The 25,277-nt window shown below is 57.8% G+C and carries 24 protein-coding genes and 1 tRNA gene; 17 read left to right on the forward strand and 8 right to left on the reverse strand.

What is annotated here, in order from left to right; translation table 11 throughout:
* Nucleotides 1–81: 81 nt before the first annotated feature.
* Nucleotides 82–168, reverse strand: a tRNA-Leu gene (locus tag WFM46_RS02350).
* Between the two features lie 141 nt (nt 169–309).
* The gene (gene rsmC, locus WFM46_RS02355; RefSeq protein ID WP_103178164.1) at nt 310–1,338 is read right to left on the reverse strand and encodes a 16S rRNA (guanine(1207)-N(2))-methyltransferase RsmC; all 1,029 of its coding nucleotides are present in this window, start codon (nt 1,336–1,338) and stop codon (nt 310–312) included.
* Nucleotides 1,339–1,440: 102 nt separating this feature from the next.
* Here rsmC and WFM46_RS02360 point away from each other — a divergent pair, with 102 nt between their 5' ends.
* From WFM46_RS02360 to WFM46_RS02395, 8 genes are all read left to right on the forward strand, one after another.
* A complete protein-coding gene (locus WFM46_RS02360) occupies nt 1,441–1,854 on the forward strand; it encodes a DNA polymerase III subunit psi (protein WP_103178165.1) in 414 nt (137 codons plus the stop codon).
* Nucleotides 1,823–2,266 (forward strand): ribosomal protein S18-alanine N-acetyltransferase, encoded by a 444-nt coding sequence (rimI, locus tag WFM46_RS02365; RefSeq protein ID WP_103178166.1) that lies wholly within the window; start codon nt 1,823–1,825, stop codon nt 2,264–2,266. Before WFM46_RS02360 ends, rimI begins: the two co-directional genes overlap by 32 nt.
* Before the next feature lie 18 nt (nt 2,267–2,284).
* Nucleotides 2,285–2,962, forward strand: coding sequence for a pyrimidine 5'-nucleotidase (gene yjjG, locus WFM46_RS02370; protein WP_103178167.1), 678 nt, complete (start codon nt 2,285–2,287; stop codon nt 2,960–2,962).
* A gap of 90 nt (nt 2,963–3,052) precedes the next feature.
* A complete protein-coding gene (gene prfC, locus WFM46_RS02375; protein WP_103178168.1) occupies nt 3,053–4,642 on the forward strand; it encodes a peptide chain release factor 3 in 1,590 nt (529 codons plus the stop codon).
* 304 nt (nt 4,643–4,946) lie between these two features.
* Nucleotides 4,947–5,564 (forward strand): molecular chaperone OsmY, encoded by a 618-nt coding sequence (osmY, locus tag WFM46_RS02380; protein ID WP_103178169.1) that lies wholly within the window; start codon nt 4,947–4,949, stop codon nt 5,562–5,564.
* A 126-nt stretch (nt 5,565–5,690) separates the two neighbouring features.
* Nucleotides 5,691–5,852, forward strand: coding sequence for a DUF1328 domain-containing protein (locus WFM46_RS02385; RefSeq protein WP_002887716.1), 162 nt, complete (start codon nt 5,691–5,693; stop codon nt 5,850–5,852).
* Between the two features lie 148 nt (nt 5,853–6,000).
* Nucleotides 6,001–7,071, forward strand: a complete 1,071-nt coding sequence (locus tag WFM46_RS02390) for a patatin-like phospholipase family protein (protein WP_103178171.1) — start codon at nt 6,001–6,003, stop codon at nt 7,069–7,071.
* The gene (locus tag WFM46_RS02395) at nt 7,068–7,850 is read left to right on the forward strand and encodes a TatD family hydrolase (protein ID WP_336997004.1); all 783 of its coding nucleotides are present in this window, start codon (nt 7,068–7,070) and stop codon (nt 7,848–7,850) included. Before WFM46_RS02390 ends, WFM46_RS02395 begins: the two co-directional genes overlap by 4 nt.
* Here WFM46_RS02395 and WFM46_RS02400 read toward each other — a convergent pair.
* The gene (locus WFM46_RS02400) at nt 7,845–8,705 is read right to left on the reverse strand and encodes a YjjW family glycine radical enzyme activase (RefSeq protein WP_336997005.1); all 861 of its coding nucleotides are present in this window, start codon (nt 8,703–8,705) and stop codon (nt 7,845–7,847) included. The genes WFM46_RS02395 and WFM46_RS02400 overlap by 6 nt on opposite strands.
* A complete protein-coding gene (locus WFM46_RS02405) occupies nt 8,677–10,227 on the reverse strand; it encodes a YjjI family glycine radical enzyme (RefSeq protein WP_336997006.1) in 1,551 nt (516 codons plus the stop codon). The genes WFM46_RS02400 and WFM46_RS02405 overlap by 29 nt, the downstream gene beginning before the upstream one ends.
* A 261-nt stretch (nt 10,228–10,488) precedes the next feature.
* On the opposite strand from WFM46_RS02405, the gene deoC reads away from it, so the two are divergent.
* From deoC to deoD, 4 genes are all read left to right on the forward strand, one after another.
* Complete coding sequence (gene deoC / locus WFM46_RS02410; RefSeq protein WP_168192000.1) at nt 10,489–11,268, forward strand: deoxyribose-phosphate aldolase; 780 nt, start codon at nt 10,489–10,491, stop codon at nt 11,266–11,268.
* Nucleotides 11,269–11,392: 124 nt separating this feature from the next.
* Complete coding sequence (gene deoA / locus WFM46_RS02415) at nt 11,393–12,715, forward strand: thymidine phosphorylase (protein WP_336997007.1); 1,323 nt, start codon at nt 11,393–11,395, stop codon at nt 12,713–12,715.
* A gap of 51 nt (nt 12,716–12,766) precedes the next feature.
* Nucleotides 12,767–13,990: a phosphopentomutase gene (gene deoB, locus WFM46_RS02420; protein ID WP_103178177.1), complete on the forward strand. Its 1,224-nt coding sequence runs from the start codon at nt 12,767–12,769 to the stop codon at nt 13,988–13,990.
* A 105-nt stretch (nt 13,991–14,095) separates the two neighbouring features.
* On the forward strand, nt 14,096–14,818 hold the full coding sequence (gene deoD, locus WFM46_RS02425; RefSeq protein ID WP_103178178.1) for a purine-nucleoside phosphorylase: 723 nt from the start codon (nt 14,096–14,098) through the stop codon (nt 14,816–14,818).
* Between the two features lie 72 nt (nt 14,819–14,890).
* Here deoD and lplA read toward each other — a convergent pair whose 3' ends face one another.
* Both lplA and WFM46_RS02435 read right to left on the reverse strand, forming a co-directional pair.
* Entirely contained in the window at nt 14,891–15,907 is a 1,017-nt protein-coding gene (gene lplA, locus WFM46_RS02430; protein ID WP_103178180.1) for a lipoate--protein ligase LplA, read from the reverse strand.
* A gap of 35 nt (nt 15,908–15,942) precedes the next feature.
* On the reverse strand, nt 15,943–16,590 hold the full coding sequence (locus tag WFM46_RS02435) for a YtjB family periplasmic protein (protein ID WP_103178181.1): 648 nt from the start codon (nt 16,588–16,590) through the stop codon (nt 15,943–15,945).
* A gap of 122 nt (nt 16,591–16,712) precedes the next feature.
* On the opposite strand from WFM46_RS02435, the gene serB reads away from it, so the two are divergent.
* The 3 genes from serB to nadR are packed head-to-tail and all read left to right on the forward strand — an operon-like array spanning nt 16,713 to nt 20,346.
* On the forward strand, nt 16,713–17,681 hold the full coding sequence (gene serB, locus WFM46_RS02440) for a phosphoserine phosphatase (RefSeq protein ID WP_336997008.1): 969 nt from the start codon (nt 16,713–16,715) through the stop codon (nt 17,679–17,681).
* Between the two features lie 11 nt (nt 17,682–17,692).
* Nucleotides 17,693–19,078: a DNA repair protein RadA gene (gene radA / locus WFM46_RS02445; protein ID WP_103823183.1), complete on the forward strand. Its 1,386-nt coding sequence runs from the start codon at nt 17,693–17,695 to the stop codon at nt 19,076–19,078.
* Between the two features lie 35 nt (nt 19,079–19,113).
* Nucleotides 19,114–20,346 (forward strand): multifunctional transcriptional regulator/nicotinamide-nucleotide adenylyltransferase/ribosylnicotinamide kinase NadR, encoded by a 1,233-nt coding sequence (gene nadR / locus WFM46_RS02450; protein WP_103178184.1) that lies wholly within the window; start codon nt 19,114–19,116, stop codon nt 20,344–20,346.
* 107 nt (nt 20,347–20,453) lie between these two features.
* Here the strand turns inward: nadR and ettA are convergent, their stop codons facing one another.
* Nucleotides 20,454–22,121 (reverse strand): energy-dependent translational throttle protein EttA, encoded by a 1,668-nt coding sequence (ettA, locus tag WFM46_RS02455; RefSeq protein WP_103178185.1) that lies wholly within the window; start codon nt 22,119–22,121, stop codon nt 20,454–20,456.
* A 220-nt stretch (nt 22,122–22,341) separates the two neighbouring features.
* On the opposite strand from ettA, the gene sltY reads away from it, so the two are divergent.
* Together sltY and trpR are read left to right on the forward strand one after the other, a co-directional pair.
* Nucleotides 22,342–24,279 carry a murein transglycosylase gene (gene sltY, locus WFM46_RS02460; RefSeq protein WP_336997009.1) on the forward strand — a complete coding sequence of 646 codons (1,938 nt, stop codon included), beginning with the start codon at nt 22,342–22,344 and terminating at the stop codon, nt 24,277–24,279.
* Nucleotides 24,280–24,334: 55 nt separating this feature from the next.
* On the forward strand, nt 24,335–24,661 hold the full coding sequence (trpR, locus tag WFM46_RS02465) for a trp operon repressor (RefSeq protein WP_103178187.1): 327 nt from the start codon (nt 24,335–24,337) through the stop codon (nt 24,659–24,661).
* A 60-nt stretch (nt 24,662–24,721) separates the two neighbouring features.
* Here the strand turns inward: trpR and yjjX are convergent, their stop codons facing one another.
* Nucleotides 24,722–25,237, reverse strand: a complete 516-nt coding sequence (yjjX, locus tag WFM46_RS02470; protein WP_156653893.1) for an inosine/xanthosine triphosphatase — start codon at nt 25,235–25,237, stop codon at nt 24,722–24,724.
* Nucleotides 25,238–25,277 lie beyond the last annotated feature (40 nt).

Raw genomic sequence — 25,277 nt, forward strand, 5'->3', positions numbered from 1 at the left:
TAAGGACACTAACACCTGAAGCTAGCGCGTCTACCAATTCCGCCACCTTCGCCCAGTGCGAGCAATATCAATTATGGTTATTGGTGCGAGGGGGGGGACTCGAACCCCCACATCCGTAAGGACACTAACACCTGAAGCTAGCGCGTCTACCAATTCCGCCACCTTCGCAGACCATCGATACAGTAAAAGTATCGTAACCACGGAGGCGCATTCTAGATGTTTTCAGCTTTTCGTCAACAGATAATTGTGCGGGAGATATTATTTGCTGCAAAAATGGCCTGAACGGGCGGCTCAGGCCAGCGGGAGACGTTACTTCTTCGCCTGGCGGGTCATGATGGCGCGGTAGATCTTAAAGCGGCCAGTTTGCGCCAGCACTTCGTGGAAGCCGAAGACTTCATCCAGCACTTTCGGGTACGGCAGGAAGGCGTTCGCCACGATTCGCAGCTCACCGCCGCTGTTCAGATGGCGTACCGCGGTACGAATCAAGGTCTGCGCTGCTTCGAGGCTGGTTTCCACACCGTCATGGAATGGCGGATTAGAGATAATCATATCGAAACGGCCGGTCACGTCGGAGAGGACGTTGGAGGCAAAAACTTCGCCTTCAATGTTGTTGGCCGCCAGGGTCGCGCGGCTGGCTTCGATGGCGGATGCACCCACATCGGTGAGGGTTAAACGCACTTTCGGCGAGTGGCTTGCCAGCACAGCGGAGAGCACGCCTGCGCCACAGCCGACATCCAGCACTTTGCCTTTGGTGTGCGGCGTAAAGGTGGAGAGCAGCAGCTGGCTGCCCACGTCCAGACCGTCACGGCTGAAGACGCCCGGCAGGGTTTTGATGGTCAGGCCATCCAGCTGATATTCGCCCCAGTATTTTTCCGCGTCGAAGGTCGGTTTTTTGTCCAGGCGGCCATGGTAGAGGCCGCAGCGGCGGGCGCTGTCGACTTTGTTCAGCGTGACGTACTCCGCCAGCATCTGCTCAGCGCTGCGCACGCCGCTGCGGTTTTCACCGATCACGAAGATATCGCAACCCACCGGCAGGAGGGAGAGCAGGTTCATCAGCTGGAACTGGGCTTCGGGTTTGTTCTTCGGCCAGTAGTAGATCAGCGTATCGCAGTCGGCCACGTCGGCCTGTTCCGCCACCAGGCTGAAACGGGCGCGCTCGCCCATCTGACGGCTCAGGACCTGCCAGTGGTGATACTGCTGGGTGTGCGCACGGCTGTCGGCGCACTCGAAACGGGCAGGCAGGTCATCCTGCATATCTCCGGCAAACAGAATACGGCTTTGTTCGAAATCATCACTGTGACGCAGCAAGACTTCACTTGCCGGGGTAAATGCAGACATGAATTGTTCCTCAATAAACACAGGCGGGGATTATAGTAGGTAGATGGCGCAGATTCGACACATTTGGTATATTTGCGCGCCTGACAAACAGGAGTTTTTGCAATGGCATCCCGACGAGACAGGCAACTACAGCAACTGGGCATCACCCAGTGGGCGCTGCGCCGCCCGGCGGCATTGCAGGGCGAAATCGCCATCTCGCTACCGGCGCATATTCGTCTGGTGATGGTGGCGCAAAGCCTGCCCGCCCTGAGCGAGCCGGTGATCGCCGACGTACTTCGGGCGCTGAGGCTGGGGGCCGATCAGGTGCTGCAACTGACGCCCGATCGCGTGGCCATGCTGCCCGAGGGCAGCCGCTGCAACAGCTGGCAGCTTGGCGTAAGAGAAGAGATTGCTCTGGAGGGGGCGAGTATGGCCTCTCCGGCGCTGGACGAACTTAACGTAAACCCGGCGGCACGTCGCGCGCTGTGGCAACAAATCTGCGAACATGAACACAATTTCTTCCCTCACGACGACTGATTTAGCGCAGGCTTTTGAGATCGAAAAACGCGCCCACGCTTTTCCGTGGAGTGAAAAAACCTTTGCCAGCAACCAGGGTGAGCGTTACCTGAACTATCGGCTGGATGTCGATAATCAGCTGGCGGCATTTGCCATCACGCAGGTCGTTCTGGATGAAGCGACGCTGTTTAACATCGCTGTGGATCCTGCTTTCCAGCGCCGTGGGCTGGGCAGAGAACTGCTGGAGCATTTAATTCGCGAGCTGGAAGCACGAGACGTGTTCACGCTGTGGTTGGAAGTACGGGCCTCGAACGTCGCCGCCATCGCACTCTATGAGAGCCTGGGCTTTAACGAGGCGACGATCCGCCGTAACTATTACCCCACCGCAGAAGGACGTGAAGACGCCATCATCATGGCTCTGCCGCTTGGATAACTAAAAAAGGTTGTAACAATGAACTGGGACTGGATTTTCTTTGACGCCGATGAAACGCTGTTTACCTTCGATTCGTACGGCGGCTTACAGCGGATGTTTCTCGACTACAGCGTGACCTTTACTGCTGAAGATTTCCAGGCTTACCAGACGGTGAATAAACCGTTGTGGGTGGATTACCAGAACGGCGCAATCACCGCGTTACAGCTGCAACACCAGCGTTTTCAGGGGTGGTCGGAGCGCCTGAACGTTCCGCCAGGCGATCTGAACGACGCCTTCCTTAATGCAATGGCTGAAATCTGCGCCCCGCTGCCGGGCGCCGCGTCGCTGCTCGCCTCCCTGAAAGGCAAGGCGAAGCTCGGGATCATCACCAACGGCTTTACCGCGCTCCAGCAGATCCGCCTTGAGCGGACCGGTTTCCGTGACTACTTTGATTTATTAGTAATTTCAGAACAGGTGGGCGTGGCGAAACCGGCCCCGCAAATCTTTGATTATGCGCTGGCCCAGGCCGGAAACCCTGACCGGGCGAAAGTGCTGATGGTGGGGGACACGGCGGAGTCGGATATCCTTGGTGGAATGAACGCCGGGCTCTCCACCTGCTGGCTGAACGCGCACAACCGCACCCTGCCGGAGGGGATCACACCGACCTGGACCGTGACCTCCCTGAGCGAACTGGAGCAACTCCTGTGTAAACATTGATTGCCTGCCCCCCATTGATGGGTAAAATAGCCGCATTTTCGTATTCATGATGCGCGGCCCGCTGCCGCGCTTTTTAAAGAAGATTGAATTATGACGTTGTCTCCTTATCTGCAAGAGGTGGCGAAACGCCGTACTTTTGCCATTATCTCTCACCCGGATGCCGGTAAAACCACCATCACCGAAAAGGTGCTGCTGTTCGGACAGGCGATCCAGACCGCCGGTACGGTAAAAGGCCGTGGCTCCAGCCAGCATGCAAAATCGGACTGGATGGAGATGGAAAAGCAGCGTGGGATCTCGATTACCACCTCCGTAATGCAGTTCCCGTATCACGACTGCCTGGTGAACCTGCTGGACACCCCGGGGCACGAAGACTTCTCCGAAGATACTTATCGTACCCTGACGGCGGTGGACTGCTGTCTGATGGTGATCGATGCCGCAAAAGGCGTTGAGGATCGTACCCGTAAGCTGATGGAAGTTACCCGTCTGCGCGACACGCCGATCCTGACCTTCATGAACAAACTCGACCGTGACATCCGCGATCCGATGGAGGTGATGGATGAGGTGGAGCGTGAGCTGAAGATCGCCTGTGCGCCAATCACCTGGCCAATTGGCTGCGGTAAGCTGTTTAAAGGCGTTTACCATCTCTACAAAGACGAAACCTACCTCTACCAGAGCGGTAAAGGTCACACCATTCAGGAAGTGCGCGTCGTTAAAGGGCTGGATAACCCTGATCTGGACGCGGCTGTCGGCGAAGAGCTGGCAGAACAGCTGCGTGAAGAGCTGGAGCTGGTCAAAGGCGCTTCCCACGAATTTGATAAAGAGCTGTTCCTGAGCGGTGAAATCACGCCGGTCTTCTTTGGTACCGCGCTGGGTAACTTTGGCGTGGACCATATGCTGGACGGTCTGGTGGAGTGGGCGCCGCAGCCGATGCCGCGCAATACCGACTCCCGTGAAGTGGTTGCCAGCGAAGAGAAGTTCACCGGCTTCGTCTTCAAGATTCAGGCCAACATGGACCCGAAACACCGCGACCGCGTGGCGTTTATGCGTGTGGTATCCGGCAAATATGAAAAGGGCATGAAGCTGCGCCAGGTGCGTACCGGTAAAGATGTGGTGATCTCCGACGCGCTGACCTTTATGGCCGGTGACCGTTCCCATGTGGAAGAGGCGTATCCGGGCGACATCATTGGCCTGCATAACCACGGCACCATCCAGATTGGCGACACCTTTACTCAGGGTGAGATGATGAAGTTCACCGGTATTCCGAACTTCGCACCGGAGCTGTTCCGCCGTATCCGCCTGAAAGATCCGCTGAAGCAGAAACAGCTGCTGAAAGGGCTGGTTCAGCTGTCGGAAGAGGGGGCGGTGCAGGTATTCCGTCCTATCGCCAATAACGATCTGATTGTCGGCGCCGTGGGCGTGCTGCAGTTTGACGTGGTGGTTGCCCGTCTGAAGAGCGAGTACAACGTTGAAGCGATTTACGAATCGGTCAACGTGGCGACGGCGCGCTGGGTAGAGTGTTCTGATGTGAAGAAATTCGAAGAGTTCAAGCGTAAGAACGAAGTTCAGCTGGCGCTCGATGGCGGTGATAACCTCACCTATATCGCCCCAACCATGGTTAACCTGAACCTGGCGCACGAGCGTTATCCCGATATTCAGTTCCGCAAAACCCGCGAGCATTAATCCCTTCCCGGAGCACGGCAGCCGCCGTGCTCTGCTTAAATCCCTGCCTTATTAATCCCTTGCGGAATGTTCTTAATTCAACGGCTTTTGCTGCTTATTGCTCATTTTTTGCCCAATTCTGAAAGCGGACCTGTGAGAGTGATCTATATTTAACTCAGTGTTTAACACCGGGCGCAGATGAAAGTTTCATTCAATGCGTGTTGATAAGGTTCTCATCTCGCCCGAGTGTTGATTGGTAGTACTAAAGACTACTTGCACGTGATGTTTGACGCTCGAATTCGGAGCAAACCACAGGAATACATCGATGAATACTAAAAAACTGAAGATTTCGAAAACTCTGCTGGCGGTAATGATGGGTAGCGCTCTGGTATGCGGTTCTGCAATGGCAGAAACCACTGCAACCGACAAAGCGCAATCCACCGCGAACACCGCAGGGGAAAAAATCGATAACTCTATGAATAAAGTCGGTAACTTCATGGATGACAGCTCTATCACAGCAAAAGTAAAAGCTGCACTGGTAGATGCTGATGACATTAAAAGCACCGATATCTCTGTAGAAACCGATAAAAACGTCGTCACGCTGAGTGGCTTCGTTGAAAGCCAGGCGCAGGCTGAAAAAGCGGTCTCCGTGGCGAAAGGCATTGAGGGCGTAAAATCTGTCAGCGACAAACTGCATGTTCGCGACGGCAAGGAACAGTCTGCTAAAGGCTATGCCGGTGACGCTGCTACTACCAGCGAAATCAAAGCGAAACTGCTTGCCGATGACATCGTCCCTTCACGTAATGTGAAAGTGGAAACCACCGACGGCGTGGTACAGCTCAGCGGTGAAGTCGAGTCTAAGGCACAGAGCGACCGTGCTGAAAGTATCGCTAAAGCCATTGATGGCGTGAAAAGCGTTAAAAACGATCTGAAAGTGAAATAAAACTCCAAAATTCGTCCTTCTGGCTGAGGCCAGAAGGCGAGATAAGAATTACACATGTAGATATCGCCGTGAGCAACCTGAGCGCTCACCATGCGGTCGACATTAACTATGGTAAAGGAGAGTCATATGTTTCGTTGGGGCATCATTTTTCTGGTTATCGCGTTAATTGCCGCCGCTCTGGGTTTTGGTGGTCTGGCGGGTACCGCGGCGGGCGCGGCGAAAATTGTCTTCGTCGTCGGTATTATCCTGTTCCTGGTAAGCCTGTTCACCGGACGTCGTCGTCCATAGCTCAGGTAACCGTATGTTGATGAAAAGGCCCATGTTAAGCATGGGCCTTTTTCTTTGGCTGACCTTTTCGCATACATCCTGTTTGGGAAACCCGCCGGTGTAGGCTACTGTGTAGTGACATAACAAATAAAAAAACAGGAAAGCAGAGGTGGGGCAGCGAATTCCGGTTACGCTCGGCAATATTGCGCCGTTAGCACTGAAACCCTTTCGGCCAGGCCAGATTGCGCTGGTTTGCGAAGGGGGTGGGCAGCGAGGGATCTTCACGGCTGGCGTGCTGGATGAGTTTATGCGCGCGCAATTTAACCCGTTCGATCTCTATTTTGGCACCTCCGCCGGGGCGCAGAACCTCTCGGCCTACGTCTGTAATCAGCCGGGCTACGCCCGCAAAGTGATCATGCGTTACACCACCTCCCGCGACTTCTTCGATCCGCTGCGCTTTGTGCGCGGAGGAAATCTTATCGATCTCGACTGGCTGCTGGATGCTACCGCAAGCAAAATGCCGCTGGCGATGGACAACGCCTCGCGCCTGTTCGATACCGGCAAAGCCTTCTGGATGTGCGCCTGCCGCGGAGATGACTACTCGGCGAGCTATTTTTCGCCGCAAAAAGAGACCTGGCTCGATATTCTTCGCGCCACCAGCGCCATCCCCGGCTTCTACCGGACGGGGGCGCTGCTGGATGGGATAAGCTATCTCGATGGCGGTGTCAGCGATGCGGTCCCGGTGCAGGAGGCGGCCCGGCGGGGGGCAAACACCATTGTGGTGATCCGCACCGTGCCCTCGCAGATGTACTATACGCCGCAGTGGTTTAAGCGGATGGAACGCTGGCTGGGTGAAAGCAGTCTGCAACCGATGCTCAATCTGGTGTCGCACCATGAGGCGAGCTATCACGCCATCCAGCAGTTTATTGAAAAGCCACCGGGTAAACTGAGGATCTTTGAAATCTATCCGCCAAAGCCGCTCAACAGCATGGCGCTGGGCAGCCGCGTACCGGCCCTGCGGGACGATTACAAAACCGGGCGTCTGTGCGGACGCTATTTCCTGGCGACGGTGGGCAAAATGCTGGCCGAGCGTCCACCGCTGCGCCGCCATCAGCGGATCATCGCCCCTGCTACGGTGGTGGTTCCCCCGGCAAGCGTGGCCAACGATGTTGTTGCCACACCGTTAATCGATGCCCCGCAGGCGAACGACACCCTGTTTGATAATGAGGATCTGGCGTGACTTACCGCTTTATTGATACCCATTGCCATTTTGATTTTTCACCCTTCACCGGCGATGAGCCCGCCAGCATCCAGCGTGCCGCCGGAGCGGGGGTCATGGCGATCGTGGTGCCGGCCATTGATGCGGCGAGCATCGATCGCGTGCTGGATCTCGGCGCGCGCTACCCGGCGCTCTATATGGCGCTAGGTCTGCATCCGATTGTGATCGAAAACCATCAGGATGCCGATCTGGAAAAGCTGGAGGCGGCGCTCGCGGCACGTCCGGAAAGGCTGGTGGCGGTGGGGGAGATCGGCCTCGATCTCTATCGCGAGGATCCTCACTTCGAGCGGCAGGAGGCGATCCTCGATGCGCAGCTGAAGCTGGCCAAACGCTACGATCTGCCGGTGATCCTCCACTCCCGGCGCACCCATGACAAGCTGGCGATGCACCTTAAGCGCCACAATCTGCCGCGTACCGGGGTGGTACACGGCTTTGCCGGCAGCCTGCAACAGGCGCAGCGCTTTGTGGCGTTGGGCTATAACATTGGCGTCGGCGGCACCATTACCTATCCCCGCGCCAACAAAACCCGTGAGGTGATGGCGCAGCTCCCCCTCTCCGCGCTGGTGCTGGAAACCGATGCCCCGGATATGCCGCTCAACGGTTTTCAGGGGCAGCCGAACCGCCCGGAGCAGGCGGCAAGGGTCTTTACCTCCCTGTGTGAACTACGCCCGGAGCCCGCGGAGGAGATCGCCCAGGCGCTGCTGGACAATACCCGCGCGCTGTTCGGCCTGTCGTTATAGATAGAGCGCCGGGCGGATCACGCTGAACTGCTCGCGCTCCAGCAGCTGCGCCAGGGGCTCAACATCCTCAGCCGTTGCGCTGCGCCAGTGCCGGGCTTCGCCATAGACGCCATGCGCGTGAAAGGCGTTGATCCTGACGGGAACATCCCCCAACTGGCGGATAAATTTGATCAGTTCACGACGGTGCGTCAGGTAATCACAGCGATCCGGGATCACCAGCAGGCGCAGTTCGCTCAGCTTGTTGTGCGCCGCCAGCCAGCGGATGCTGTGCTTGATGAGAGGGTTTTCGCGTCCGGTCAGATAGCGGTGGTGTTCATTACCCCATGCCTTGAGATCCACCATCGCGCCATCAAACACCGGGAGCAGTTTCTGCCAGCCGGTTTCGCTTAGCAGGCCGTTGCTGTCTACCAGGCAGGTCAGATGCTGTAGCTGCGGATCGGCTTTTAGCGTCGAAAACAGCGCCACCAGAAACGGCAGCTGAGTGGTGGCCTCCCCGCCGCTGACGGTAATGCCGGAGATAAACGGCGCGACCTTGCGGATCTGCGCCACCATCTCTTCCACACTATAGCGCTGCGCCATAGGCGTCGCCTGCTGCGGGCACATTTGCAGGCAGGTGTCGCACTGCTGGCAATGCGCCTCATCCCACCAGACGCGCCCGGCCTGAACGTTCAGCGCCTCATGCGGGCAGTGCGGCACACAGGCGGCGCAGTCGTTGCAACGTCCTATTGTCCACGGGTTGTGGCAGGTTTTGCAGCGCAGGTTACATCCCTGCAGAAACAGGGCCAGGCGGCTGCCGGGCCCGTCGACGCAGGAGAACGGGATAACCTTACTGACTAAAGCGCATCTGTTGTTCATGGCTTATCACGCGCGGCTGGCGCTCCAGAATGCGGGTGTTGCGGGCGGCCTCTTCTCCCAGCCAGGTGGTGTTGGTGCGGGAACCTTCTGCGCGATATTTTTCCAGCTCGGACAGCCGCACCATATAGCCCGTCACGCGAACCAGATCGTTGCCCGACACGTTGGCACTGAATTCACGCATTCCGGCGCGGAAGGCACCCAGACAGAGTTCCACCACCGCCTGCGGATTGCATTTCACGGTTTCATCCAGCGTCAGGATGTCGCTGATCCCGGCGTGATAGTGACGGTGATGCGGGGCCACCGCCAGCAGGTGGTTGATGGGATCGGGCTCGTCCCCATACGGCAGGCGCGCCCCCGGCGTGGTGCCCACATCGGAACTGATCCCCGACTGGGCATGCAGCATGGCGCGTTTTTTCCAGCCATGTTTAACCGGGGTCGCTTCCACGAACGCTGCCAGCTGTTCGCTGATGCGATATCCCAGCGCATTAGCCTGGTCATCCTGGCCGTAGCGCCCGTTGATCCCGGCCTTCTCACACAGCACGTTCACCGCCTCAGCCAGGCCATACATACCGAACATCGGCACAAAGCTGTCGGGATCGATCAGCCCTTCTTTAACCAGGAAGCTATGCTCAAAGAAGCCGGAACGCTGGTACAGGAAGTCGCAGCGCGCATCGATAATGGCTATCTGCTGCTGGCAGTAGTGCGGCAGGGTGCAGGTAAAGAACGCCTCCACCGTCTCGCTCTGTTCGGCGATGGCTTTCAGGTTGAGGCGCACCAGGGTGCTGCCTCCGCCCGCCAGCGGCAGCGAGTTGTAACAGCTAACCACACCGTAGCCCTTTTTTGTGAAAATTTTATCATTCACCGGACCGTTGGCAATGTGCGGCTTGCTGCATTCGCAGATGTTCTTCGCCACCTCCAGCAGCAGGGAATCCGGGGTGATATCCGGATCATAAATAAAGGTAAGGTTGGGTGAAACCTGCTTAAGCTCTGCATCGGCACGTAAGATGGCGCGCGTGACTGGCCCCTCTGCCGGGCCGATATTGGCATGGACGAAGGCATCAGGCAGGGTGCGATCGAGGTAGCGCCAGAAACGTTTTATTCGAATATCGATTTCTTCTTGTGTTAGAATTTTAACATACGGCTGCAACAGCGTATCGAGATGGCCGAGAAAGACCGGCATGCCGGTGACGGAGGGAACATGATGATAAAGGATGGTCAGCAGCGACAGCGCATCATCCAGATCCTGAGCGCCCTCCAGCTCCAGCCACGCCGAACCCTGTTTCAGGAACAGCGCATAGTCGGGCAACACGTAGCGCGGTTTGTAAGGCGCGTGGCCTTCAAACATATCGCAGATAAACCCCCCGGCCAGCGCCAGGCGCGCATCGTTATCCAGCGCGGGATAGGGCAGGTTGTTTTCCGCCTCCAGCGCCAGAAAATGGCGTTTTTGTTCGGGGCTTAACATTGGGCTTGTCACAATTTTCTGGCAACGTTGTTGCAGGGCGGCGGGTGTGGAGAGGGACATTGTCGCTTCCTTATTGTTCTGCATGGACAGAGGAAGAGTGTAAAAAGAGTCCCGCCGGCTGCCTTTGATCCTGCGCGGGTGCCTGACGCTTTAATCCGCAGTTGCAGCTTAATTATTTGAAGTTGATCGCATTACGGTAATGCAAATTTGTATGCATTTTTCATTAACTGTGATGAATGTCGAAGTGAGAATGCGGGTGAATGTTAGAATACTCACAGACCCGCAAGGTGAAATTTTACGGCTATACGCCCGGAGAATGTTATGACCGATTTAACCGCCAGCAGCCTGCGCGCACTGAAACTGATGGATCTGACCACCCTGAATGACGACGACACCAACGAAAAAGTGATCGCGCTGTGTCATCAGGCGAAAACCCCGGTGGGCACCACCGCGGCTGTCTGTATCTACCCGCGTTTCATTCCCATCGCGCGTAAGACCCTGAAAGAGCAGGGCACGCCGGAGGTGCGTATTGCCACGGTGACGAACTTCCCGCACGGCAACGACGACATCGAGATCGCGCTGGCCGAAACCCGCGCCGCCATTGCCTATGGCGCTGATGAAGTGGATGTGGTCTTCCCGTACCGCGCGCTGATCGCGGGTAACGAGCAGGTCGGTTTCGATCTGGTGAAAGCCTGTAAAGAGGCCTGCGCCGCGGCAAACGTACTGCTGAAAGTGATCATCGAAACCGGCGAACTGAAAGAAGAGGCGCTGATTCGCAAAGCGTCTGAAATCTCCATCAAAGCCGGGGCAGACTTCATTAAAACCTCCACCGGTAAAGTGCCGGTGAACGCCACTCCGGAAAGCGCACGCATCATGATGGAAGTGATCCGCGACATGGGCGTGGAAAAAACCGTGGGCTTCAAACCGGCGGGCGGCGTGCGTACCGCAGAAGATGCGCAGCAGTTCCTGGCGATTGCCGATGAGCTGTTCGGTGCCGACTGGGCCGATGCCCGTCACTACCGTTTTGGCGCATCCAGCCTGCTGGCGAGCCTGCTGAAAGCGCTGGGTCACGGCGACGGTAAGAGCGCAAGCAGCTACTAATAGCACTACTCGTTGTAAGCCGGATAAGGCGTAGCCGCCCTCCGGCGTTATTCCGCTTCGCCGGGTGGCGCTACGCTTACCCGGCCTACGGTTAGCCTTCGACTCACTTCCTCAGGGGGTTATTTTGTTTCTCGCACAAGAAATTATTCGTAAAAAACGTGATGGTCATGCTTTAAGCGACGAAGAGATCCGTTTCTTTATCAACGGCATTCGCGACAATACCATCTCTGAAGGGCAGATTGCCGCCCTGGCGATGACCATTTTCTTCCACGATATGGCGATGCCGGAGCGCGTGTCGCTGACCATGGCAATGCGGGATTCAGGAACCGTTCTGGACTGGAAAGGCCTTAACCTTAATGGCCCAATCGTGGACAAACACTCCACCGGCGGCGTGGGTGATGTCACCTCGCTGATGCTGGGGCCAATGGTCGCTGCCTGCGGCGGCTACATTCCTATGATTTCCGGGCGCGGCCTCGGTCATACCGGCGGCACGCTCGACAAACTGGAAGCCATTCCGGGCTTCGATATCTTCCCGGATGACAATCGCTTCCGCGACATTATTAAAGATGTGGGTGTGGCGATTATCGGCCAGACCAGCTCCCTTGCCCCGGCGGATAAGCGTTTTTACGCCACGCGTGACATTACCGCGACCGTCGATTCCATCCCGCTGATCACCGCCTCGATCCTCGCCAAGAAGCTGGCCGAAGGGCTGGATGCGCTGGTGATGGACGTCAAAGTGGGCAGCGGCGCCTTTATGCCGACTTACGAACTCTCTGCCCAGCTTGCGGAAGCAATTGTTGGCGTGGCTAACGGCGCTGGGGTGCGCACCACCGCGCTGCTTACCGATATGAACCAGGTGCTCGCCTCCAGCGCGGGTAACGCGGTCGAAGTCCGCGAAGCGGTGCAGTTCCTCACCGGTGAGTACCGTAACCCGCGTCTGTTTGACGTCACCATGGCGCTGTGCGTCGAGATGTTGATCTCCGGTAACCTGGCGAAAGATGACGCCGACGCCCGCGCGAAGCTTCAGGCGGTGCTGGACAACGGCAAAGCGGCGGAGATCTTTGGCCGCATGGTGGCGGCGCAAAAAGGCCCGACCGACTTCGTGGAAAACTACGCCAAATACCTGCCTACCGCGATGCTCAGCAAAGCGGTCTATGCGGATACCGAAGGCTTTGTCTCGGCAATGGACACCCGCGCGCTGGGGATGGCGGTGGTGTCGATGGGCGGCGGTCGTCGTCAGGCTTCCGACAGCATTGATTACAGCGTCGGCTTCACCGATATGGCCCGTCTGGGCGACAGCGTTGACGGTCAACGTCCGCTGGCGGTGATCCATGCGAAGGATGAAAACAGCTGGCAGGAGGCGGCGAAAGCGGTGAAAGCGGCCATTACCCTGGCAGATAATGCCTCAGAAAGCTCGCCTTCGGTCTATCGTCGTATTACCGAATAGCGGTATACTGATCTGATCGCTTTTTTATGAAGCACTGAGTACGGAGAACATATGAAACGTGCATTTATTATGGTGCTGGACTCTTTCGGCATCGGCGCTACAGAAGATGCAGATCGCTTTGGTGACAACGGTGCAGACACCATGGGTCACATTGCTGAAGCCTGTGCAAAAGGCGAAGCGAACAACGGTCGTCAGGGCCCTCTGAATCTGCCAAACCTGACCCGCCTGGGTCTGGTTAAGGCCCACGAAGGTTCTACCGGCAACGTTGCCGCCGGTATGGACGCTAACGCGGAAGTGGTGGGCGCGTACGCCTGGGCGCACGAGCTCTCTTCCGGGAAAGACACCCCGTCAGGTCACTGGGAAATCGCCGGTGTGCCGGTTCTGTTTGACTGGGGCTATTTCTCCGATCACGAAAACAGCTTCCCGCAGGAGCTGCTCGATAAGCTGGTTGAGCGTGCGAACCTGCCGGGTTACCTCGGCAACTGCCACTCTTCCGGTACCGTCATTCTGGATCAGCTCGGCGAAGAGCACATGAAAACCGGGAAGCCGATTTTCTACACCTCCGCTGACTCCGTGTTCCAGATTGCCTGCCACGAAGAGACCTTTGGTCTGGATCGCCTGTACGAGCTGTGCGAAATCGCCCGTGAAGAGCTGACTGAAGGCGGCTACAACATTGGCCGCGTGATCGCGCGTCCGTTTGTGGGTGACAAGCCGGGCAACTTCCAGCGTACCGGTAACCGTCACGACCTGGCCGTTGAACCGCCAGCGCCGACCGTGCTGCAGAAACTGGTTGATGAGAAAGGGGGCCAGGTGGTCTCTGTCGGTAAGATCGCCGATATCTACGCCAACTGCGGCATCACCAAAAAAGTGAAAGCCACCGGTCTGGATGCGCTGTTCGACGCCACCGTCAAAGAGATGAAAGAGGCGGGTGATAACACCATCGTCTTTACCAACTTCGTGGACTTCGACTCCTCCTGGGGCCACCGTCGCGACGTTGCAGGTTATGCTGCCGGTCTGGAGCTGTTCGACCGCCGTCTGCCGGAGCTGATGGAGCTGGTGGGTGAAGATGACATTCTGATCCTGACCGCCGACCACGGCTGCGACCCAACCTGGACCGGTACCGACCACACCCGCGAGCACATTCCGGTGCTGGTCTACGGTCCGAAAGTGAAACCAGGCTCTCTGGGCCATCGTGAAACTTTCGCGGATATCGGCCAGACGATTGCAAAATACTTTGGTACGTCTGACATGGAATATGGCAAAGCCATGTTCTGATGACGCTGCCCGGCGGCGCGTGGCTTGCCGGGCTTACGTTTTTTGTAGGCCGGGTAAGGCGCAGCCGCCGCCCGGCAAAACAACATACTAATAAGGGAACTGAAGATGGCAACTCCTCACATTAATGCAGAGATGGGTGATTTCGCTGACGTCGTATTGATGCCGGGCGACCCGCTGCGCGCGAAGCACATCGCCGAAACCTTCCTCGAAGATGTGCGTGAAGTGAACAACGTTCGCGGCATGCTGGGCTTCACCGGTACCTACAAAGGCCGCAAAATTTCCGTTATGGGTCACGGTATGGGTATCCCATCCTGCTCCATCTACACCAAAGAGCTGATCACCGATTTCGGCGTGAAGAAAATCATCCGCGTCGGCTCCTGCGGCGCCGTGCGTATGGACGTTAAGCTGCGTGACATCGTGATCGGCATGGGCGCCTGCACCGACTCCAAAGTTAACCGCATGCGTTTCAAAGACCATGACTTCGCGGCGATTGCCGACTTTGATATGGTGCGTAACGCCGTTGACGCCGCCAAAGCGCTGGGCGTGGACGCGCGCGTGGGTAACATCTTCTCTGCGGACCTCTTCTACGCGCCAGACGGCGGCGAGATGTTCGACGTGATGGAGAAATATGGCATCCTGGGCGTGGAGATGGAAGCGGCGGGTATCTACGGTGTGGCGGCTGAGTTCGGTGCGAAAGCCCTGACCATCTGCACCGTGTCTGACCACATCCGTACTCACGAGCAGACCACTGCCGCTGAGCGTCAGACCACCTTCAACGACATGATCAAGATCGCGCTGGAATCCGTCCTGCTAGGCGATAAAGAGTAAGATCTGTTCTGCCGGGTGGCGGCTTCGGCTTACCCGGCCTACGATTACAGGCCCGCGCAAGCGGGCTTTTTGTTAGCGTACCGCCCGCGCAATCCAGGCTGACAACTCCCGCAGCTCTTTTTCCTGTTCCGGGAAATCGCCGATCAGGGCATCGCACTCTTGTTGCAGCCTATCCGCACGGTACAAACAGCCCTGCAAACGCGCCGCCAGCGCCTCTAACGGCGCCGGGTTCAGGCTGTCGGTAAAGACCTGGGTACGCGAGATATGGCCCTTCTCGACGTCGAAGTGCAGCTCCACGCCGCCCCACGTAAAGCGCTCATCCAGCAGGTGCGAGAAGGCAGGCGCCTGACCGAAGTTCCACTCCCAGCTGCTCTGGCGGGCAAAGGTTTCGGCAAAGTTCGGCAGATCCGGCGTCTTGTCAGGTGAAATGAGTTCGGCTTCAACCCGCTCGCCGTAATGGGCAAAAAACGCCTCGCGGATAGCATCGCAGATCCGCTCATGGGTGATGCCCGGCAGCAGATCCACCAGATTGGCAACCCGTCCGCGTACCGAGGTAATGCCCTTGGCCTGCAACTTTTTCTGGTCGGGATTGAGGTAGTTCGCCAGGCGGCTAAGATCGGCATTTAATAACAGGGTGCCGTGATGGAAACCCCGGTCCATCGTTTCGCGATAGGCCGAGCCGGAGACCTTCCGGTCACCTTCATCTGTTTTTACCACCAGGTCGTTGCGCCCGGAGGCTTCCGCCGTGGCCCCCAGCGCCTGCAACGCGTTCAGTACGATGCTGGTGGAGATGGTTTTGTCGTACTCCGGCTTTCCGGCCATAAAGGTAAAGCAGGTGTTGCCGAGGTCGTGGAATACCGCGCCGCCGCCGCTGCTGCGACGGGCCAGGCGCACATTGTCCTCTTCCATGCGCCGCGTGTTGCACTCTTTCCACGGGTTTTGCGCCCGGCCAATGACCACCGTGTCGGCGTTGCGCCACAGGAACAGCACCCGCTGCGTGGCGGGCATCTGGCGGAAGATGCACTCTTCTACCGCAAGGTTAAACCAGGGATCGTATGAATCTGAGATAAGCAGACGCAATGTAGACATGCAGATTTCCTCTCCTGAAACGGTTATCGACTCAATCACTCGCTTTTCTTTTCGCTCTCTTCCTCTTCAGGCACCGATTTACTGGCGGTGAGCAGGAATGGCGACTGCTGCCAGCGGGTGCGTTTGCCCTGCAGCAGCGTGCGGGTCAGCACCACGCCGATCGCCAGCGACAACAGCAGCATCAGGCGCAGAATATTGGTGGTGTTATCCACCTGCTTGGCCTCGGTGGCCAAAGTATGGGTGTCGAGTGTCAGACGCAGATAGCCGAGCGGGCCGTTTTTACCCTGAATCGGCTCCACCAGCTGCTGGTTAAAGTAGCCGCCCGCTTTTTTACCATCCAGCGCCAGCCTGTCGCGCACGTCGACATGCTCGCCGGAGCGGGCAATCAGGGCTCCTTCTTCATCGTAAACGCTGGCATCCAGGATGCGGCTCTCTTCCGTCAGAAGATGCAGCACCTGGGTGATGCGCTTTTCATCCGGCGTTTCGGTGCGCATCAGCGGGGCGATGTTGAGCGACACCTGACGCGCAAGGGTGTGCGCCAGCTCTTCAAGCTGCGGATTACGCTGCCGTTGATGATTCTGGCTGAACCACGATGCGCCCTGCATCAGCGCCACTAACAGGGCGAGACAGGAGAGGACAATCACGGCACGATGAAGCCGGAATTTCAGTTTTGCACGAGCCATATTCCACCTGCTGAAAATTTTCGGGGTTAATGTTGCCAGAAGTGATGGTTACAAGGTAGCCTCATGCGTTATTTTCCCTCCCCTGGATGATTCCCGGCGCGAACGATTTTACAGGAGCTTTAATGCCAAACATTACCTGGTGCGACCTGCCCAATGATCTCTCTCTCTGGCCAGGATTGCCGCTCTCATTAAGTGGTGATGAGGTAATGCCACTGGATTACCATGCTGGTCGTAGCGGCTGGCTGCTGTATGGACGCGGCCTGGATAAACAGCAGTTAACGACGTATCAGCGCAAGCTGGGCGCGGCAATGGTGATCGTGGCGGCCTGGTGTGTGGAAGATTATCAGGTGATTCGTCTGGCCGATTCCCTGACCCAGCGTGCCACCCGTCTGGCGCATGATGCGGGTCTCGATGTCGCGCCGTTGGGTAAAATCCCGCACCTGAAAACGCCGGGCTTGCTGGTGATGGACATGGATTCAACCGCCATCCAGATCGAGTGCATCGACGAAATTGCTAAACTGGCGGGTACCGGCGAGATGGTGGCTGAAGTGACCGAACGCGCCATGCGCGGCGAACTGGACTTCACCGCCAGCCTGAAACAGCGCGTGGCGACCCTGAAAGATGCCGACGCGAATATCCTGATGCAGGTCCGGGAAAAGCTCCCCCTGATGCCGGGGCTGGTGCAGCTGGTGCTGAAGCTGGAAACCCTGGGCTGGAAAGTGGCCATCGCCTCCGGCGGGTTCACCTTCTTTGCCGAGTATCTGCGTGACAAGCTGCGCCTGGACGCGGTGGTCGCCAACGAGCTGGAGATCCGCGACGGCAAACTGACCGGAAACGTGGTTGGCGATATCGTTGATGCCCAGTTCAAGGCCAACACCCTGACGCGTCTGGCGGAAAAATATGAGATCCCGGTTGCCCAGACGGTGGCCATTGGCGACGGCGCGAACGATCTGCCGATGATTAAAGTGGCCGGGCTTGGCATCGCCTACCATGCCAAACCGACCGTGAACGAAAAGACGGAAGTCACTATCCGTCATGCTGACCTGATGGGGGTGTTCTGCATTCTCTCTGGCAGCGTAAACCAGAAATAAAGAGGTAAAACGTGGCGAAAGCTCCAAAACGCGCATTTGTCTGTAATGAATGTGGTGCGGATTATCCGCGCTGGCAGGGGCAGTGCAGCGCCTGTCATGCCTGGAACACCATCACCGAAGTGCGCGGAGTTGCCGCTTCACCCACCGTAGCCCGTAACGAGCGTCTGAGCGGTTATGCGGGCAACGCAGGCGTATCGAAAGTCCAGAAGCTCTCCGACATCAGCCTTGAAGCCCTGCCGCGCTTCTCAACCGGTTTTAAAGAGTTTGACCGGGTGCTGGGCGGCGGCGTGGTGCCGGGCAGCGCCATTCTGATTGGCGGGAACCCGGGCGCCGGGAAATCGACCCTGCTGCTGCAAACCCTCTGCAAGCTCGCGGCGCAGATGAAAACGCTCTACGTCACCGGGGAAGAGTCGCTGCAGCAGGTGGCGATGCGTGCCCACCGGCTGGGGCTGCCCACCAGCGAGCTGAATATGCTCTCCGAAACCAGCATCGAGCAGATCTGCATGATTGCTGAAGAAGAGCAGCCGAAGCTGATGGTGATCGACTCCATTCAGGTGATGCACATGGCAGACATCCAGTCGTCGCCGGGGAGCGTCGCCCAGGTGCGCGAAACTGCCGCCTATCTGACGCGCTTTGCGAAAACGCGCGGCGTGGCGATCATCATGGTCGGCCACGTCACCAAAGATGGCGCCCTGGCGGGGCCGAAAGTGCTGGAGCACTGTATCGACTGCTCCGTGATGCTGGATGGCGATGCCGATACCCGTTTCCGTACCCTGCGCAGCCATAAGAACCGCTTTGGCGCGGTGAATGAGCTGGGCGTCTTTGCCATGACCGAGCAGGGGCTGCGTGAAGTGAGCAACCCGTCAGCCATCTTCCTGAGCCGCGGCGACGAAGTCACCTCCGGCAGCTCGGTAATGGTGGTCTGGGAAGGGACGCGCCCGCTGCTGGTGGAGATCCAGGCTCTGGTCGATCACTCGATGATGGGCAATCCCCGTCGCGTGGCGGTGGGGCTGGAGCAAAACCGTCTGGCAATTTTGCTGGCGGTGCTGCACCGTCACGGCGGCCTGCAGATGGCGGATCAGGATGTGTTTGTCAACGTGGTCGGCGGCGTGAAGGTCACCGAAACCAGCGCCGACCTGGCGCTGCTGCTGGCGATGGTCTCCAGCCTGCGCGACCGTCCGTTGCCGCAGGATCTGGTGGTCTTTGGCGAGGTCGGCCTGGCCGGCGAAATCCGCCCGGTGCCGAGTGGTCAGGAGCGCATCTCCGAGGCGGCAAAACATGGCTTCCGCCGGGCGATTGTCCCCGCCGCCAACGTGCCGAAAAAGGTGCCGGAAGGGATGAAGGTCTTTGGCGTGAAAAAACTTGCTGATGCGTTAAATGTCTTTGACGACTTATAATTACCTGGTCGATGTTGCAGGAGGCACCATAATTTATGTCGTCATTTGACTATATTAAGACCGCGATCCGCCAGAAAGGCTGCACCTTGCAGCAGGTGGCGGAAGCCAGCGGTATGACCAAGGGCTATTTAAGCCAGCTGCTGAATGCCAAAATCAAAAGCCCCAGCGCGCAGAAGCTGGAAGCGCTGCACCGCTTTCTGGGGCTTGAATTTCCACGTATGCAGAAGAACATCGGCGTGGTGTTCGGCAAGTTTTATCCGCTGCATACCGGGCATATCTACCTCATCCAGCGCGCCTGTAGCCAGGTGGACGAGCTGCACATCATCATGGGCTACGACGACAAGCGCGACCGCGAGCTGTTTGAAGCGAGCGCCATGTCCCAGCAGCCCACCGTCCCGGACCGCCTGCGCTGGCTGCTTCAGACCTTCAAGTACCAGAAAAACATCCGCATTCATGCCTTTAACGAAGAGGGGATGGAGCCCTATCCCCACGGCTGGGATGTCTGGAGCAACGGTATAAAAGCCTTTATGGAAGAGAAAGGGATCCAGCCAAACTGGATCTACACCTCTGAAGAGTCTGACGCTTCGCAGTATCCCGAACATCTGGGCACGGAAACGGTGCTGATCGACCCTAAACGCACCTTTATGAATATCAGTGGCGCCCAGATCCGCGAAAACCCGTTCCGCTACTGGGAATACATCCCGACGGAAGTGAAGCCGTTCTTCGTGCGCACCGTGGCGATCCTCGGCGGTGAGTCCAGCGGTAAGTCCACGCTGGTCAACAAGCTGGCGAACATCTTCAACACCACCAGCGCCTGGGAGTATGGCCGGGATTACGTCTTCTCGCACCTCGGCGGCGACGAGATGGCGCTGCAATATTCCGACTACGACAAGATTGCACTGGGGCACGCCCAGTACATTGATTTTGCGGTGAAATACGCCAATAAAGTGGCGTTTGTCGATACCGATTTCGTCACCACCCAGGCGTTCTGTAAAAAATATGAAGGGCGCGAGCACCCGTTTGTGCAGGCACTGATCGACGAGTACCGCTTCGACTTAGTGATTCTGCTGGAGAACAACACCCCCTGGGTGGCGGACGGGATGCGCAGCCTGGGCAGCTCGGTGGACAGGAGAGAGTTCCAGACCATGCTGGTGGAGATGCTTGAAGCGAACAATATCGACTTTGTGCATGTGGAAGAGGCGGACTATGACAACCGATTCCTGCGCTGCGTGGAGCTGGTGAAAGAGATGATGGGCGAGAAGGGGTAAGCCCTCTGCCGCTCTGCTTGCCGGGCCGACAAAACCGTAGGCCGGGTAAGGCGAAGCCGCCACCCGGCACACATAAAAACGGCAACCCGTGGGTTGCCGTTTTGCCTTTACTTGGCGATACGCTTGTACTTGATACGCTTTGGCTCCAGCGCGTCAGCGCCCAGCGTGCGTTTCTTGTACTCTTCGTATTCGGTGAAGTTACCTTCGAAGAACTCCACTTTACCCTCATCTTGGTAATCCAGAATGTGGGTTGCGATACGGTCGAGGAACCAACGGTCGTGGGAGATCACCATGGCGCAGCCCGGGAACTCCAGCAGGGCGTTTTCCAGCGCGCGCAGGGTTTCGATGTCGAGGTCGTTGGTCGGTTCATCGAGCAGCAGCATGTTACCGCCAACCTGCAGCAGTTTTGCCAGATGCAGACGACCACGCTCACCGCCGGACAGCTCGCCCACGCGTTTACCCTGATCAACCCCTTTAAAGTTAAAGCGGCCCACATAGGCGCGGCTTGGCATTTCGGTGTTGCCGATACGCATGATATCCAGGCCGCCGGAAACTTCTTCCCAGACGGTTTTGCTGTTATCCATTGCGTCGCGGAACTGATCCACGGAGGCCAGCTTCACGGTTTCGCCGAGGGTGATGGTGCCGCTGTCAGGCTGTTCCTGACCGGACATCATGCGGAACAGGGTCGATTTACCCGCGCCGTTCGGACCGATGATGCCGACGATCGCGCCTTTCGGTACCGAGAAGCTCAGATCGTCGATCAGCACGCGGTCGCCGTAGGATTTACGCAGGTTGCTGACTTCAACCACTTTGTCACCCAGACGGGCTCCAGGTGGAATAAACAGTTCGTTGGTTTCGTTACGTTTCTGGTATTCGGTGTTGTTCAGCTCTTCGAAGCGCGCCAGACGGGCTTTGCCCTTAGACTGACGGCCTTTAGTGCCCTGACGAACCCACTCCAGCTCTTTCTCAATGGATTTGCGACGGGCCGCTTCCTGAGAAGCTTCCTGCGCCAGACGCTGATCTTTCTGCTCCAGCCAGGAGGAGTAGTTACCTTCCCACGGAATACCTTCCCCGCGGTCCAGCTCCAGGATCCAGCCGGCAACGTTATCAAGGAAGTAACGGTCGTGGGTGATCGCCACAACGGTGCCTTCGAAGTCGTGCAGGAAGCGTTCCAGCCACGCCACAGATTCCGCATCCAGGTGGTTGGTGGGTTCGTCGAGCAGCAGCATGTCTGGCTTTTCCAGCAGCAGACGGCACAGCGCGACGCGGCGGCGCTCACCACCGGAGAGGTTGGCGATTTTTGCATCCCAGTCTGGCAGGCGCAGGGCATCGGCCGCACGCTCCAGCTGCACGTTCAGGTTATGACCGTCGTGTGCCTGGATGATCTCTTCATATTTACCCTGCTGGGCCGCGAGCTTATCGAAGTCTGCATCCGGCTCTGCGTACTTCGCGTACACCTCGTCCAGACCTTTCAGCGCGTTAACCACTTCGGAAACGGCTTCTTCAACAGATTCACGAACGGTGTGCTCCGGGTTCAGCTGCGGTTCCTGGGGCAGGTAACCGATTTTGAGGCCAGGCTGCGGACGGGCTTCACCTTCGATCTCTGTATCGATGCCCGCCATGATGCGCAGCAAGGTGGACTTACCGGCACCGTTGAGACCCAGCACACCAATTTTTGCGCCCGGGAAGAAGCTCAGCGAGATATTTTTAAGAATATGACGTTTCGGCGGTACCACTTTGCCGACACGATGCATGGTATAAACGAATTGAGCCACGTTGGACTTCGCCTCTTTTATCGTGATGAGAATAGTGGCGAAGTGTAGCCTTTTTCCCCGCCTAATCCCAGCCATCGACGGCAGGAGTGTTAAAACGCGCAAGAAAGGTAAAAATGTGTCGGTAACGTGGCGCGTTGCGGGATGCCTGGTTAGCATAAGTTAATTACGTTTTTGCGCGGCACGATGCTGCATTTAATGACGATTAACAGAGGATGAGCGTGTGGTAAAAGCCAAACAAGTGGGCTGGCGACTGTTGGCTGCCAGCGTCTGCGTGCTGACCATCAGCAGCGCGGCGCGAGCCGATTCACTGGATGAACAACGTAACCGCTATGCCCAGATCAAACAGGCATGGGATCAGCGACAGATGGAGACGGTGCAGGCCCTGATGCCGACGTTGAAAGATTACCCGCTCTACCCCTATCTGGAATACCGCCAGCTCACCGACGATCTGATGAACCAGCCGACGATCACCGTCCAAAACTTTATCCAGGCCAACCCGACGCTGCCTCCGGCGCGTACCCTACAGTCGCGCTTTGTCAACGAGCTGGCCCGCCGTGAAGACTGGCGCGGCCTGCTGGCCTTTAGCCCTGAAAAACCCGGTACCACCGAAGCGCAGTGTAACTACTACTACGCGAAGTGGGCGACAGGCCAGCAGGAAGAGGCCTGGAACGGCGCCAAAGCGCTATGGCTCACCGGTAAAAGCCAGCCCAACGCCTGCGACTCGCTGTTCGGCGCCTGGCGCGCCTCCGGCAAGCAGGATCCTTTAGCGTATCTGGAGCGCATCCGTCTGGCGATGAAAGCGGGCAACACCCGTCTGGTGACCGCGCTCGCCGGACAGATGCCGCCGGAGTATCAGACCATCTCCAGCGCGCTGATCCAGCTGGCGAACGATCCGAAGACGGTGATGGACTTTGCCCGCACCACGGGCGCCACCGATTTTACCCGCCAGATGGCGGCAGTGGCGTTCACCAGCGTGGCGCGGGACGACGTGGAAAACGCCCGGTTGATGATCCCATCCCTTGCCCAGGCGCAGCAGCTCAATGAGGATCAGACCCAGGAGCTGCGCGATATCGTGGCGTGGCGACTGATGGGCAGCGATGTCACCGATGAACAGGCGCGCTGGCGCGATGACGCCATCATGCGTTCGCAGTCCACCTCGCTGGTGGAGCGCCGCGTGCGCATGGCGTTGGGGAATGGCGATCGCCGCGGCCTGAACACCTGGCTGGCGCGCTTGCCGATGGAGGCGAAAGAGAAGGACGAGTGGCGCTACTGGCAGGCGGATCTTCTGCTGGAGCGGGGGCGTGAGGAGGAGGCGAAATCGATTCTGCACAGCCTGATGCAGCAGCGCGGTTTCTATCCGATGGTCGCGGCCCAGCGGCTCGGCGAGGAGTACACCTTAAAGATTGATAAAGCGCCGTCCGGTGTGAATGCGGCGCTGGTGCAGGGGCCGGAGATGGCGCGGGTGCGCGAGCTGATGTACTGGAATCTGGACAACACCGCCCGCAGCGAATGGGCGAACCTGGTCACCAGCCGCACCATCGACGAAAAAGCGCAACTGGCGCGCTATGCCTTTGATAATCACTGGTGGGATCTCAGCGTCCAGGCGACGATCGCCGGTAAGCTGTGGGATCATCTCGAGGAGCGTTTCCCGCTGGCCTATAAGGATCTGTTCGAACGCTATACCCGCGGCAAAACTATCCCGCAGAGCTATGCGATGGCGATTGCCCGTCAGGAGAGCGCCTGGAACCCGAAAGTGCGCTCGCCGGTGGGGGCCAGCGGTCTGATGCAGGTGATGCCCGCCACCGCCGCCCATACGGTGAAGAAGTTTAGTATCCCGGGTTACACCAGCCCGTCGCAGCTGCTGGATCCGGAGACCAATATCAATATTGGCACCACCTATCTGCAGAGCGTCTACGACCAGTTCGGCGATAACCGTATCTTCGCCTCGGCGGCCTATAACGCCGGTCCGGGCCGCGTGCGCACCTGGCTTGGCAACAGTGCCGGCCGCATTGACGCGGTGGCGTTTGTCGAGAGCATTCCGTTCTCAGAAACCCGCGGCTATGTGAAGAACGTCCTGGCGTATGATGCTTACTATCGCTACTTCATGGGAGAGAAAGATACCCTGATGAGCGACAGTGAGTGGCAGCGACGTTACTGATCGGTGGGGTTATGTTATGCTTGTACTCGTTTAAGAGTACGAAAGGCGGCATAACATGACCCAGCATTCCCCTTATTCATCGGCGATGGCCGAGCAACGTCATCAGGAGTGGCTTCGTTTTGTGGAGCTGCTTCGTCAGTCTTATGAACAGGATCTGCATCTGCCGCTGCTGCAGCTGATGCTGACCCCCGACGAGCGCGAGGCGCTGGGCACCCGGGTGCGGATCATCGAGGAGCTGCTGCGCGGTGAGATGAGCCAGCGCGAGCTGAAAAGCGAGCTGGGGGCGGGGATCGCCACCATCACCCGCGGATCGAACAGCCTGAAATCGGCGCCGGTTGAATTGCGCCAGTGGCTGGAACAGGTGCTGCTGAAAAACGCCTGATGGCGCTGCGCTTATCAGGCCTACACAAGACGTGTGTACCGTAGGCCGGATAAGGCGTAATTACCTGTATATCGCGTTATGAAACGGACTTAACGCCAGGATCACCGCCTGATGGTAAACGCTTGAGCGCGTCAGCGCCCCGGCGGTAAAGACCCCAATCGCCCCCTCTTTGCGCCCAATCTCATCAATGCCGGTGTATTTCGACATCACCGGCCCAAGGGCTTCCCCTTCGCGCACTTTATCCAGAATCACCTCCGGGAGCGGCAGGGTGGCGGAGCGGGCTTCGCCGCGCTGTTCAGCGCTCTCGATCACCACCCAACTGAAGGTGCTCCCTTCGTCGATCCCGGCTTCAATGGCGACCCAAAAGTCAGCCTGTGGACGTGCAAGCCGGGCATTCGCCACGCGGTTACGTGCGCCAGCGCGGGTTTCTTCGCTGCCGATTGGCTGTTCCGGGACGCCGCTCTCGACGTTGAGGGATTCAATATGGCAGGATCCTTCGCCGAAGATCTCGTCAAATGCCCTTAGAATTGCCTGAATTTTGGCAGGATTAGTGGTAGCAGAGACAACCTGGTGCATAATTAAGCCTAACTCTAAAAATATCATCGCAGTATAACGG

This window comes from Leclercia sp. M50 (genome assembly GCF_037150775.1).
Taxonomy (GTDB): domain Bacteria; phylum Pseudomonadota; class Gammaproteobacteria; order Enterobacterales; family Enterobacteriaceae; genus Enterobacter.

Bases quoted from the DNA above. Each gene is read 5' to 3' on its own strand.
- rsmC (WP_103178164.1), bottom strand. From the start codon at position 1,338: ATGTCTGCATTTACCCCGGCAAGTGAAGTCTTGCTGCGTCACAGTGAT.
- WFM46_RS02360 (WP_103178165.1), top strand. From the start codon at position 1,441: ATGGCATCCCGACGAGACAGGCAACTACAGCAACTGGGCATCACCCAG.
- rimI (WP_103178166.1), top strand. From the start codon at position 1,823: ATGAACACAATTTCTTCCCTCACGACGACTGATTTAGCGCAGGCTTTT.
- yjjG (WP_103178167.1), top strand. From the start codon at position 2,285: ATGAACTGGGACTGGATTTTCTTTGACGCCGATGAAACGCTGTTTACC.
- prfC (WP_103178168.1), top strand. From the start codon at position 3,053: ATGACGTTGTCTCCTTATCTGCAAGAGGTGGCGAAACGCCGTACTTTT.
- osmY (WP_103178169.1), top strand. From the start codon at position 4,947: ATGAATACTAAAAAACTGAAGATTTCGAAAACTCTGCTGGCGGTAATG.
- WFM46_RS02385 (WP_002887716.1), top strand. From the start codon at position 5,691: ATGTTTCGTTGGGGCATCATTTTTCTGGTTATCGCGTTAATTGCCGCC.
- WFM46_RS02400 (WP_336997005.1), bottom strand. From the start codon at position 8,705: ATGAACAACAGATGCGCTTTAGTCAGTAAGGTTATCCCGTTCTCCTGC.
- WFM46_RS02405 (WP_336997006.1), bottom strand. From the start codon at position 10,227: ATGTCCCTCTCCACACCCGCCGCCCTGCAACAACGTTGCCAGAAAATT.
- deoC (WP_168192000.1), top strand. From the start codon at position 10,489: ATGACCGATTTAACCGCCAGCAGCCTGCGCGCACTGAAACTGATGGAT.
- deoB (WP_103178177.1), top strand. From the start codon at position 12,767: ATGAAACGTGCATTTATTATGGTGCTGGACTCTTTCGGCATCGGCGCT.
- deoD (WP_103178178.1), top strand. From the start codon at position 14,096: ATGGCAACTCCTCACATTAATGCAGAGATGGGTGATTTCGCTGACGTC.
- lplA (WP_103178180.1), bottom strand. From the start codon at position 15,907: ATGTCTACATTGCGTCTGCTTATCTCAGATTCATACGATCCCTGGTTT.
- WFM46_RS02435 (WP_103178181.1), bottom strand. From the start codon at position 16,590: ATGGCTCGTGCAAAACTGAAATTCCGGCTTCATCGTGCCGTGATTGTC.
- serB (WP_336997008.1), top strand. From the start codon at position 16,713: ATGCCAAACATTACCTGGTGCGACCTGCCCAATGATCTCTCTCTCTGG.
- nadR (WP_103178184.1), top strand. From the start codon at position 19,114: ATGTCGTCATTTGACTATATTAAGACCGCGATCCGCCAGAAAGGCTGC.
- trpR (WP_103178187.1), top strand. From the start codon at position 24,335: ATGACCCAGCATTCCCCTTATTCATCGGCGATGGCCGAGCAACGTCAT.
- yjjX (WP_156653893.1), bottom strand. From the start codon at position 25,237: ATGCACCAGGTTGTCTCTGCTACCACTAATCCTGCCAAAATTCAGGCA.